10 protein-coding genes are annotated in these 12,458 nt (G+C 39.5%); 2 read left to right on the top strand and 8 right to left on the bottom strand.

Annotated features, from left to right (window positions below; all coding sequences use genetic code 11):
- Positions 1-259 precede the first annotated feature (259 nt).
- Positions 260-928: a hypothetical protein gene (locus BM161_RS02830; protein ID WP_074930328.1), complete on the top strand. Its 669-nt coding sequence runs from the start codon at positions 260-262 to the stop codon at positions 926-928.
- A complete protein-coding gene (locus BM161_RS02835; protein ID WP_244882639.1) occupies positions 925-1,872 on the top strand; it encodes a hypothetical protein in 948 nt (315 codons plus the stop codon). Before BM161_RS02830 ends, BM161_RS02835 begins: the two co-directional genes overlap by 4 nt.
- Here the strand turns inward: BM161_RS02835 and BM161_RS02840 are convergent.
- The 8 genes from BM161_RS02840 to BM161_RS02875 form a co-directional block, all read right to left on the bottom strand.
- Entirely contained in the window at positions 1,869-2,984 is a 1,116-nt protein-coding gene (locus tag BM161_RS02840; protein WP_074930330.1) for an AI-2E family transporter, read from the bottom strand. The genes BM161_RS02835 and BM161_RS02840 overlap by 4 nt on opposite strands.
- Positions 2,985-3,036: 52 nt before the next feature.
- The gene (serS, locus tag BM161_RS02845) at positions 3,037-4,314 is read right to left on the bottom strand and encodes a serine--tRNA ligase (protein ID WP_074930333.1); all 1,278 of its coding nucleotides are present in this window, start codon (positions 4,312-4,314) and stop codon (positions 3,037-3,039) included.
- 60 nt (positions 4,315-4,374) lie between these two features.
- Entirely contained in the window at positions 4,375-5,091 is a 717-nt protein-coding gene (locus tag BM161_RS02850; protein WP_074930335.1) for an SIMPL domain-containing protein, read from the bottom strand.
- A 5-nt stretch (positions 5,092-5,096) separates the two neighbouring features.
- Positions 5,097-6,536 (bottom strand): outer membrane protein assembly factor BamD, encoded by a 1,440-nt coding sequence (locus BM161_RS02855; RefSeq protein ID WP_074930336.1) that lies wholly within the window; start codon positions 6,534-6,536, stop codon positions 5,097-5,099.
- The gene (locus tag BM161_RS02860; RefSeq protein WP_074930338.1) at positions 6,533-6,928 is read right to left on the bottom strand and encodes a hypothetical protein; all 396 of its coding nucleotides are present in this window, start codon (positions 6,926-6,928) and stop codon (positions 6,533-6,535) included. The genes BM161_RS02855 and BM161_RS02860 overlap by 4 nt, the downstream gene beginning before the upstream one ends.
- A gap of 9 nt (positions 6,929-6,937) precedes the next feature.
- Positions 6,938-9,823 carry a chromosome segregation SMC family protein gene (locus tag BM161_RS02865; RefSeq protein ID WP_074930340.1) on the bottom strand — a complete coding sequence of 962 codons (2,886 nt, stop codon included), beginning with the start codon at positions 9,821-9,823 and terminating at the stop codon, positions 6,938-6,940.
- 415 nt (positions 9,824-10,238) lie between these two features.
- Positions 10,239-11,348 (bottom strand): glycosyltransferase family 4 protein, encoded by a 1,110-nt coding sequence (locus BM161_RS02870; RefSeq protein WP_074930342.1) that lies wholly within the window; start codon positions 11,346-11,348, stop codon positions 10,239-10,241.
- Positions 11,339-12,457 carry a DEAD/DEAH box helicase gene (locus BM161_RS02875; protein ID WP_074930344.1) on the bottom strand — a complete coding sequence of 373 codons (1,119 nt, stop codon included), beginning with the start codon at positions 12,455-12,457 and terminating at the stop codon, positions 11,339-11,341. The genes BM161_RS02870 and BM161_RS02875 overlap by 10 nt, the downstream gene beginning before the upstream one ends.
- Position 12,458: the final 1 nt, after the last annotated feature.

The raw sequence follows: 12,458 nt of genomic DNA on the forward strand, positions 1-12,458 counted from the left end.
CGCTCACTGCCGTTCGCTCCTCCCTATATATCGGAGAATCCTAAAAAATTGTGCTGTCGCACAATTTTTTTTTACGGATTTCCGATTTTAGGGTGTCGGGAGTTCGATCCTCTCACTGCCCACCGTGAGGTTATATCTTTTACGTTATAGGCGGCGCTCGCTGGGCTCGCTCACGCCAATGTTTTTGATATATATTGGAGATAGATGACGATATTTATAAAGTATGATATTATTTAGTATTCTTATTTAGGAGTCTTAATTGAAGAAAGTTTTTGTCGGTTCAGTTATACTTTTCTCTTTTATAACAAGTCTTCTCGTCTTCAATTCCTGTAAGAATACTACTGAATCTAAACTTGTTTATACAGAAAATAATACCATCAAACAAAATGTGAAAGAGAAAGAACAGGATATTACCTGGACTTTAGAGCTTGAAGGGGAAAGGCTTACACAGACTATAAATCGTAATTCTCTTGAGCTTGGAAAGGATGTTGTTTTCAATAAAGAGGTTTATAAAATATCAAAAGATATGCAGAAACCTGTTTATCCTTTTCTTGATGAGTTTGGAAGCCTTGATACAAGCAATCTTAAAGTTTCTGTGAAAAGAAAAATGAATGATTTCTGCACGGCTTTTGGTTCTGAAAATCATGCAGGGGCTGAAGGATATTTCAGCAGAAAGTATATATTTAATTATGTTTTCTTTTTGCAGGCTTTTGAAGACGGCTGGAAAAACTGTTTTCAGAACGATAAATCAAAAAATCCTGCCTTTACAAAATGGATGTTCGGTGAGGCTTTTAATGGTTCAGATATTATACAGATTCCTGTGCGTTTTTACGCAGACTGTGGTACAATAGATATGACGGTGTTTCTTAATTCAAAAGGAAACAATGAGATTTATCAGATTACTATAGACAGGTGGCAAAAAGTATGATGGAACACGATAAACTTACCGGAATTGAACGGGAGCTTGTACTTCAATATCTTATTGATGGAAATGTACCTGTAACCCTTACACCAGTTGAAGAACCTATTTCCGATAATGATGATGATAAGGAAATGGAAATCCGCTCCCTTACATCACAAATCTTTCCAGTTGCAATAAAAGGGGAGCATATGACCGTCAAAAAAGATGGCGTCATTGTTCTCGAAAATCCACCTCAATCTATAAAAAGTTTTGCAAATAAACAGGTTAAAGTTGAGTTCTATTTTAATCATGTTGGTCTTTATTTTATAACAAAAGTTGCTGCCACAAAAACTGAACTTACAATTTCCATACCAGATCAGATAGAAAGAATTGCAGATGTTGAAGAAGATTCAGATTATGATTTTTCATCTGTAATTTATTTTGACTGTAAATCAAGAAGAGATTTGAATCTTAAATGTATTCCTGCAGAAGGTGTAGAATTATTTGTACGTCCTGTATGGAAAATCATTTCTCTTGATTATCAGAAAAAGGCTAAGGCACTTCTGGAGCAGTTTGTAGAGCAGGCAAAACAGGAAAAGAATGCCGGTAATGGCCTTCAGTTAATTCCAGTTTGTAAATATCTTTCAGAACCTCATCCTGCAGGACTTGAGGCTATGGAAACACGTGTAAAGCCATTCTCAATTCTTTTTGTTGACCATGAACGACTTGTAGTTGGAATGGATACAACTAATTGTACTTTCTTTGAAAATGAGGAATATGGAATTAAACTTTCCTTCTCAATCAAAAGAGGTCCAATTCTTACAAGAGATATTTTTGTAACAAGCCTTGTTAATAAGATTTATCGCAGTGCAGACGGATTATATTCTTGTGTAGATTTCCGTTATACAACTCTTCAAGAGGAAGATTTACGCTTCCTCTATGAAAAGGCAACAAGTACTCTCTTTAATTAATTAGCAGCTTCTTTATTCTGTTCTTGAGCCTGTGCCTGGGCTTGTTGTCTTGGATCATTACCAATTAAGATTGCAAGGCCTTTCAGATAATCAATATTTTCACAAACAATCTTTATAATTACCATAAGAGGAACTGCAAGCAGCATTCCTGTGAAGCCCCAGATATATCCCCATAAAGAAAGGCTTATCAAAATGATTACAGGTGAAATACCAAGATTTTTTCCTTCGATTCTAGGTTCAAGAATATTACCAAAAACCATATTAACCGAAAGCATGAAAAGGAAGATAAATAAAGTCTTTCCCCAGTTTGGATAGAATTGTAATAGAGAAAAGATTGTTGTAAGACCAACTGAAATTACAGAACCAAAGATTGGAATAAAATTCATGATAAAGGCTAAGAAGCCCCAGACAATAGGGAAGTCCAGTCCGATTATCAATGAAGCAAAACCGCAGAGTAAACCTGTTCCAAGTGAGATAAAGAATTTAATAGATATATATCTCATTGTCTGATTAATAATCTGATTGGAAATTCTTGAGATTTTTGCACGGTTATTTTTAAATGCATAATGCATCTTTCGTTTTGTAAGACGCATTTCAAGAAGAATAAATGCAGTCATAAGGGCAATCAAAAAGAGAGTCTTAGAAAAAGATATAACTCCCGAAGAAAGTGAAACTGCAAGTTTTTGTGTATATTCACGAACCTTTAATGATGTCCAGAGATTCTGAAAAAGGCTTTTTGTATTATCAATTTCTATTCCAAGATTATCTGCCAGCAACTGGTAGAGAGACATAAAACGTGTTTCATATTTTGGAAATTCAGAAATGATACCAGTAAGTGAAGTTACAAGAAGTGATGTAATTCCAAGAAGAACAACGAAAAATAGAACGACGATTATTAATGATGAAATAACCCAGGGGATACCTGTTTTTACGTTCAGCTTTTTAATGATTGGTAAAAATACAAAAGAAAGCATGAAGGAAAGAACAACCGGGATTAGAACATTAGACATGGTTTTGAACAGAAAACCTGCAAGCACAACAGCTAGAAATAGAACAAGATAAAATATTCTGTTTGAAGTAGTTTTCTGATTCAGGTTTTCTGTGTCATCCATAAGTACCCTCCGGTACGAAAAGTGTCATGCTCGGGCTTGACCCGGGCATCTATTATTTCTTTGGCAAAATTTTGTCAAATCCGCAGTAAGGAACGAGTACTTCTGGGATTGTAACAGAACCGTCTGCATTCTGATAGTTTTCAAGAATTGCAAGCATTGCGCGTCCAACGGCAATTGCAGTTCCGTTCAATGTGTGAACGTACTTGTTCTTTCCGTCGTCGTCCTTATATTTGATGTTGAGGCGACGAGCCTGGTAGTCTGTACAGTTAGAAGTAGAAGTTACTTCACCGTATTCACCACCGTTACGGCCTGGCATCCATGCTTCCAAGTCCCACTTGCGGTATGCTGGAGCACCCAGGTCTCCAGTACAGGTATCTACAACGTGGAATGGAAGACCGAGTCCTGTAAAGATTTCCTCTTCAATCTGACGAAGCTTTTCGTGAATCTCATCACTCTGTTCTGGAGTTGCGTAAGCAAACATTTCTACTTTGTCGAACTGATGAACGCGGTAGAGTCCCTTAGAGAACTGTCCGGCAGCACCTGCTTCGCGACGGAAACAGTGTGAAAGACCGCCGTAGAAACGTGGAAGGCTTGCCTTGTCGAGGATTTCATCCTGATGGTAACCACCGAGAGTAATTTCTGCAGTAGCTACGAGACAAGTTCCTTCTTCTTCGATTGAATATACGTTTGATTCGTTACCACGTGGGTTGAAACCGATTCCCTTAAGAACTTCTTCTTTAGCAACATCAGGTGTAATGAACATCTGGAAGTTGTGCTTGCGGAGAGTGTTGAGAGCATACATAATCAAAGCCTGCTCAAGGAATACAGCTTCGTTTTTAAGATAGTAGAACTTTGGACCAGATACTTTTGTTCCACGGTCAAAGTCGATGATGTCGAGTGATTCGCCGAGCTGAACATGATCCTTTGGCTCGAAGTCGAACTTACGTGGAGTTCCAACTTTCTTTACTTCAAGGTTTTCTGTATCGAGCTTTCCAACTGGTGCATCAGGATGAACCATGTTTGGAATCTGGCGTGCAGCCTCTTCCAGTGCTGCTTCTGTTTCTTTTGTTTCTGCTTCTACAGAAGTAATTTCGTCTTTAATAGCTTTTCCGGCAGCGATGAGCTCGTTGCGTTTTTCAGGGTCGAGCTTCTGCTTCATAGCCTGAGCGTTTTCGTTACGCTTCTGCTGAAGTCCCTGGAGTTTTGTTACAAGGGCAGTGCGCTTGTCAAAAAGTTCTACAACCTTGTCTGCATCCGCTGTCATATTGCGGTTAATGATATTCTGTTTTACAGCATCAAGATTGTCTTTAATGAATTTGTAGTCCAACATATATTTGTTCCTCTTTTATCTCTGTCACCCCGAACTTGTTTCGGGGTCTACATTAATTGTTTAGTTCGATAACTCGTATTTTACAGTCACGTTTGAAGTGATTGTAACGTTGCCTTCTACGATTGGTGTTGGTGTTCCGCCAACTTCCATTGAAACGGCCTTAAACATCATGTCATTGCCACGGCCAGCGCTTGTGTAATCTTCACGGATTTCAAGAACTCCGTTTACCTTACATCCGCTTGCTCCAGCTAAGAGAGAAGCAGCGTCCTGTGCATTTTTAATTGCGAGAGTGCGTGCTTCGCGCAAAGCTGTAGCCTTGTCTGAAACAAGATATTCAAAAGAAGTGATACCGTTTGCACCAGTATTATTTTTTACAGCAGCATCAATAACCTTTCCTGTAAGATCAATGTTTCTGATTAAAACAGCAATTGTATTGCGTACTGTATATTCACCAGCATAAGTATGAGAATTATCCTGAGTAATAGAATAATCATAAGTTGAAATATCTGATTCTGGAATTCCAGCTTCCTTGATAGCAGCAATTGTATTCGATGTATTGATTGCATTTCTCTCGGCAGTCTGAGGGCAGTTCCAGCCTGTGTTTTTTACAATGAACTTCATCGAAACCATATCAGGCTTAACGGACACGCTGCCTGAACCCGAAACAGTAATTGAGCGGACAGGAGCTTCTTCCTTTGCAGGACGACCTAATACACAGGATGATAAGAGGGCAATGCCCACTCCGATTACAAGAATAGATTTTACCAGATTTTTCATAGAATCTATCTAACCTCCAAATAGAATCTTTTTAAATATATAATACGCTTATTAGCACTATCCCAGTATTTACTTGCCGGGTAGTTTTTAGTAAGCGATGTATATGCATCAATTGAGCCTTTAATGTCACGGATATCTGATTTAGCTTCGAGAATCTGACCTTTCAGATAGAGAGCTTCGTCACGATTGTCTGTGGAATACTCAAAGAACTGATTAAGCCTTGCCAGTGCTGCTGCATATTCCTTTTCATTATACAGAAGTTGAGCTTCTTGTAACAGAGTAGAAGGATTTGTTGTAGATGCAGCGGTTGTTGTGGCTGTCGTTGTGGCAGTAGCAGTGTCTGCTGTGTCTGCGGCTGTGGTGGCCGAGGTGTTAGCAGAATCTGAGGCTGTTGTTGTATTAGCGGTAGACGCCGCGCCGGTTTGTGACTGCGACTTTGAAGCTGTTGAAGATTGTTTTCCTGAAGCTTCTTTTACTTCTTCTTGTTTTTCTTCTTCAACTTCTGATTCTTCTTCTACCTGTTTTACAGGTTCGTTTTTCTTTTGAACTGGAAGTTTATATTCAGGAGCTTCAATATGAGTTTTGTTAGAACCGTTTTCCGGTTGAATAATAACTTCAATATAATCATCAAGATAATGACCTGTAAGAGGATCATTTCTGTAGAAATGAACAATCTTTGTTCCGGCGGCACGTGCCTGCAATGAGAACTTTGTATCCTTTGTTCCAAGCTTACGGCCAAAATATGCGAGGTCTTTAGAATTGTCTGTGAGCCCCATATAAATCCAGCCGGTTCCAGGATAAGTAATATCAAGATATTCAAATTTCTTAAGAGTTACTGAGCGAGAAGGAGTGATAATCTGTGCTTCAGAAGAGCTTTCTTCATTAGAAGAATCATCATCTGTAATATCAATGCCTCCGCCTATAGCTGTAATTCCATCATCATCTGAATCAGAATCACCTGTAACTTCTGGCTCTGTTTTGTCTTCTTCTGAAATATTTGAAACTTCTGTGTTATCTGTGGCATTAGTGTCTTCTGTATTTTCAAAATCATTTTCTTCAGAAGCAACTGTTTCAACTTCTGTGATTAGAGGAGGTTCTTCTGTTTCAACTTCTTCTGCAGCAGGTTCATTTTCAGAAACCGGCTGTTCTTCTTCCGGTTCAAGAGTAATAATTTCCGGTTCTTCAATTACTTCTGGCTCAGGATAATCTTCCGAGTTCTTCGAGATGTCCGACAAATCAGATTCATCAGTTTCTTCAGACTCAGCGTCTTCTTCCGAAGTCTCTGAATTGTCAGTATTTTCAATTTCGTTGTTTTCTTCTGTGTTTTCAGAAAGTTCTGTCTGAGGAGCTTCAGTCTGCTGTTCAGCTTCTGGAGTCTGTTTTGATGCACAGGAAGTAAGACATAGTGTAAAAATACATGCAGTTGCTATAAGTATTTTTTTCATGGAGCAGCTCCTGTTATTTCATTTATTAAATTATCATTTGCTTTAGAAAGCGAATCTATTTCTTTTTGAGTTGGAACGGTAAACCATTCTTCTGCATCTTCTTCAGACCATTTGTCTTTAGGAGTGCGGGAAGCAGTATAGTCTTTTGGAAGTTCCGGTCCGTCTGGAATTGCCAGTGGTTCAGTTAATTCAAGAACTGTTCCTGGAATAACTTCAGGTTCTTTTTTTCTTCCTGCAATTACACAAAGAAGAATGATGCACAAAAGAAGAAGCGCAACAAGGCCTGCGATAATATAAGAAAGCATTTTGTTTTCTTCATAAAACTCGCGGACCTTTTCAAAAATTGAGGAAGCTTTTTCTTTTATATTATCAAGAATACCCTGAAAATCCATTGCTAAAACCTACACACGCTTTGGCGGACGTGGTGGAAGAACAACTCCTTCCTCATCCGGAACATCTTCATCCTTGAAATCATCCTGATTATGATCAACTACAGCTCCACGCTTAATATCTTCATCAAGACGGAGTGCAATAATCTTACTAACACCAGACTCTTCCATTGTAATACCGAGCATTGTAGAAGCACCCATTACAGTTTTCTTGTTATGAGTAATTACAATGTACTGGCTTACGCTTGCAAAGCTTTCAAGCGCAGTTACAAAAGAAGATACGTTCTTATCATCAAGGGCGGCATCAATCTCATCGAGAAGACAGAATGGACTAGGGCGAACCTGATAAGTTGCAAAGAGCAGGGCAACCGCAGTCATTGTCTTTTCACCACCGGAAAGCAGGGCAATGTTTTCAAGCTTCTTTCCAGGCGGCTGAGCGTAAATATCAATACCTGAGCTCAAAATATTTGCAGGGTCTGCAAGTTTAAGCTCGGCACGTCCACCGTTGAAAAGGCGGCGGAACATATTATGGAAGTTCTTCTTAATCTGATTGTATGTCTCAAGGAACATCTCAGCAGATTTAGATTTAATTTCTTCACTTACGCGTACAAGGTTTTCAAGAGATTTCTGTGTATCCTCGTAGTTTGTGCGCTGGCGTTCGTAGCGTTCCTTAACCTCATTGAACTCTTCTGGAGCCATAAGGTTTACGCTTCCAAGAGAAGAAAATTCTTTTTTAGCTTCTGAAAGTTTTTCGCGAAGTTCACTTGCAGGAGTTGTAATCTTGTACATGCGCTCTTCAAATTCCATAAGGTCGCGTGAGTACTGATCCTGGAAGTTCTGCTTAACGTTACGAATATCGTTGTCTGCAGAGTTGAGCGAAAGTGAAAGTCGCTCGTACTGTTCCTGATATTTATTCTGTTCTTCGCGTTTCTTGTCGAGGGTATCGCTCTTTCCCGAAACGCTCTTATTAGCTTTTGCAATTTCTTCGTCGAGCTTGTTCATTTCGTCGGCAAGCTTTTTACCGCGGTATTCAATTTCCGCAAGCTCATCCTGATAGGTCTGAATCTGCTCATTGATTTCTTCAGCACGCTTTGTTTCTGCGTAAAGCTCATCCTGTGTTTCATGAAGGGTTGCCTGCTCACTTGCAAGCTGACGATTCAATACGCTTATCTGATTCTGACTTGCAGAAATCTGTTCCTGCATCTGAATCTCATTAAGCTTGAGCTTCTGAAGAGTTTCTTTGTATTCGTTAATCTTAGATGTAAGTTCACTGTTCTTAGAATGGAGCTCTTTAATCTGATTGTTGATATCTTCAACCTTAGAAAGATTGGCATTGATTTTTTCATCAATACCGCGCTTCTTGGTCATGATACCTTCTGGAGAAAGGAACTCTGTAAGGAAGGCTGGAGATGCATCCTGATATTTTTTAAGAGATGCTTCGAGTTCTCCAAGCTGGCGGCCTGCCTCATCAAATGCAGCTGAGGCCTCATTAATAGTTGAAGCAGCTTCATCTGAATTAAGCTTGCGGCCATTGTAATCTGCAAAGATGTTCTTTCGGCCGTCCAGATAAATACGCAGCTTTGCAACATTCTGATCAAGCTCTTCTTTTGCAAGACGCATAGCACTTTCACTGAAGCCCGCATCCTTAAGCTTTTTATCGAGCATAGATACAATGTCTTCTGTGATAGCAGCAAGCTGTTTCTGAAGTTCAAGACGCTCTTCTTCGAGCTGATCAATCTGTGTGCGAAGTGAATCTGCCTTTCGGTCGTTGTCTGTAATCTGACTACTTGAAGTTTCAATATTCTTCTGGAAAGATTCTATGTTTGCTTTGATGTCATTGAGCTGCTTGTTCTTTTCGTGAAGTACAGCATTGTTCTCATCAATTTCTTCCTGAACTGTATCAATGCGTTCCTGAATTGCAGCAGCACGTCCTTCAAGTGCATTGAGCTTTTCTTTCATTAAGAGAGCCTGCTGGTTCTGCTGTTTGATAAGTTCAAGTTTACCGTTCTTTTCCTGACCAATTGCAAGAAGACTTGCCTGCTTGTTATAAAGGTCGTCCTGCATGGCTTTTACTTTGTCCATGTTTTCAGAAATCGTATTGTTGATTTCTTCAATTTCCTGACGAACCTTGTCGCGTTTTTCCTGAACACGTTTGAGTTCTTCTTCGTGGCGAGCCTTGTCTGTTACAAAGTTTTTGAGACGGAGAAGGGTAAGGTCAAGTTCATAAAGGTAAATGTCTTCTTTGAATTTTCGGTATTTAATTGTTTTTTCAGACTGAACCTTGAGAGTGTCGTATTGACGCTTAATTTCTCCCATGGCAATTTCAATCTGAGTCATGTTCTGACGGGTACGTTCAAGTTCGCGCTCTGCTTCTGCAACTTCTGCCTTTGAACGGCTGATACCTGCGGCCTCTTCAAAAAGATAGCGGCGGTCTTCCGGTTTGCTCGAAAGAATCTGGTCGATTTTTCCCTGCTCCATAACAGAGTAGGCAGCCTTTCCGACACCAGTATCCATAAAAAGACGGCGGATTTCTGTAGGTCCGGCCGGGCGTTTATTGATAAAATATTCCTGGTCTCCTGAACGATAGAGACGGCGGGTAATAGCAATTTCTTCTTCATCAAGAGGGAGTAATCCCTTGTCGTTAGCGATAGTAAGGGTAACCTCTGCTGTATTGAGAGCAGGACGACGTTCTGTACCATTAAAGATAACGTCTTCCATTTTTTCCGCACGAAGATTTTTTGAATTGCGTTCTGCAAGTACCCATTTAATTGCATCGACTACGTTACTTTTTCCACAGCCGTTAGGGCCGAGCAAGGCAGTAATACCTTCTGCAAAGTCGATGTGAGTTTTATCTGCAAATGATTTAAATCCGAATATATCAAGACTTTTTAAAAACACAATTCAACTCCTGAGAGAGCACGCCCGGTAGGCGGGCTCTTGATAGATAGCAAAGCGTTAAAAAAAATTGCGAAAGCAATTTTTTAGCTTTACCACTATGAATAGTCTTAATATTATAGTGAATTTTTGATTTATTTGAAAGTAGTTTATTGAAGGAAGTAAATGAACTTCATGGCTTCTGCATTATAAAGAAGTAACCGTATAGTTTGGCTCCCTGTCGCGTATTTGCAGGTCAAAAACGCGCAATAATGCGCTTGACGTTGTGTGTGGTTTAGAAACTATTATAATGCCGCTCCCGCGGCATCCACACACAAAGTCATTTTGCCCCGCAAATCCGCTCCCTCGCGCCAATAAAAAGTCATTAGGTCTTTATAACGCAGAAGCCCTGAAGACTGACATCTTTTAATGATATCTGTTATTCAATAATACTCTTAATAGTTTTAGAAACCGTATCTTCCCAGTTAAACTCTTTTGCCCACATAATACCATCCGTGATCATATTCTCACGTAATTCTTTCTCTTCAACAACCTTCTGCATACTCGTTGCAATCTGGTCGATGTCGTCAGAATCAAAATACAGTGGAGCAGTGCCGCCAATTTCTTTGAGGGCACCTTTATCAGAACACAAAACCGGAATACCGCAGGCCATGGCTTCGAGAATTGGAAGGCCAATGCCTTCGTTTACTGAAGGGAAAAGGCATGCTTCGGCGCCACCATAAAGGCGGGCAAAGTTTTCGTGCGGGAAAAAGCCTGTAAGGAAAATATCGCTTGCAAATGGTGAGTTAAAAGCTGCCTTATGAATTTCTTCTGCATAAGGGCCGTCGTTTCCGGCTAATACAAGGCGGTGTGGAAATCCTGTGTTTTTCTTAAAGAGTTCAAAGGCTTTAATAAGTTCAATATGCTTTTTTTCAGGACTTGAGAGAGTTGATCCGTAAACAAAATAAGGTCTTTTGATTGCAAATGGCTTTACATCTACAATTTCGTTTTCAAAAAGATCTGCCATAGGGAAGAATAATTTATGATCAATCCCGTTATGGATAATGCTTATTCGGTTCTCAGAAACTCCAAGCTTAACTAAATCATCTTTTATATATTTTGAAGCAGCTATGATTTTCTGTGCACTAAGAATACCTTTTTTGAGCTGTCTTTTTTCTTTACCGCTCTTATCTGCAATTTCAGAAGACATGATACTGTTGATTACAGCAATTCCTGTGTAGCCCTTGTATTTTGGAGGAACCATTTTGCATGCACTTGGAAAAATTACAGCGTCATATCCATGCTTTTTGATAAATCCGTTTGCATGATATTTATACCAGCGGCGTAGTGCTTTTGGTGTTTCAAGAAGTTTAATTGCAGAATATGGAATATCTGTTCCTGATGTAAAAGTGTAGCGGTCTTCTTCTGTACCAAAAAGTTCAATTTGAATGTCGGGATTCTGAGAAAGATTTGAAATAAAATAAAGGATGTATGAACCGAAACCTGACTGTCCGTGGTCTCCGCCAAGAGTATCAATGGCTATTCGCATGGTTGAACCACCTTTCCATTTCTTATTTCTTTAGGATAGACGGTAATACCAAGCTTTTTTTCAAGCTGAGCATAATGTCTCATTTCCCATTCATCCCCGATTACAACATTTATACCGGTTTTACCGGCACGTGCTGTACGTCCGCTTCTGTGAATAAAGAAATCTTCATCAGAAGGAAAATCCATTTGAATTATATGTGAAATATCCGGAATATCCAATCCACGAGCGGCAAGGTCACTTGTAATCAGGATTTTTTCCTTTCCACTGCGGAATCTGTCTATTGCGGCTTTACGCTTCTGTTTATCTGTTTTTGCGTGAAGGGCTGCACACTGAACTTTTTTATAAGTAAGCTTATTGTAAATGTTTTCTACCTGATCTGCGCGTGAAGTAAAAATCAAAGCCTTTGTCGGATTTTCAGCGGCAAGAAGCTTTCTCAATGTATCAATCTTGTCGCGGTTTTCTGCGTAAATTGCCCAGTGTGTTATACGCTTTTTAAGAACATCTTCTGGCGGCATAACAACATTCTTTGCATCTGCAAAAAAGATTTTTGTCTGCTTACTGAGTGTTGCTGTGCAGGCAATAATCTGAGTTCCGCCTGGAAGCAGATTACGGAAAGCAGAAGTATCTTCAATTGATTCTTTTTTTACAAGGCGGTCTGTTTCATCAAAAACAGCTGCCAAAAGGCCATCAATCTTAAGTTTTTTAAGATTAATAAGTTCAACAAGACGAGCTGCTGTTCCAATGATGATTTCTGGCTTTTCCTTAAGAGTTTCAATCTGACGCTTTAATGGAGCGCCGCCAATCATAAGTGCAGATTTATGTTTTGATACAGATTTGCAGGCTCCGTTAATCTGAGAAGCAAGTTCAAAGGTTGGTGCAACTACGATGATGCGAACCTTCTGATGATCTGTAATTGTTTCGAGTTTATTTATGAGAGGAAGAAGATATGCAAAAGTTTTTCCGGTTCCTGTTTCTGATTCAAAGAGAACATTTTCCCCGCTTATGATACGGGGAATTACTTCTGCCTGAACAGGAGTAGGTGTGGAAATAGACAGAGCGGTAAGGCTCTGTCTTAAATTATCTGATAGCTGTGCAAATACATCTGCCATT

The organism is Treponema bryantii (assembly GCF_900113965.1).
GTDB classification, from domain to species: Bacteria; Spirochaetota; Spirochaetia; order Treponematales; family Treponemataceae; genus Treponema_D; species Treponema_D bryantii_A.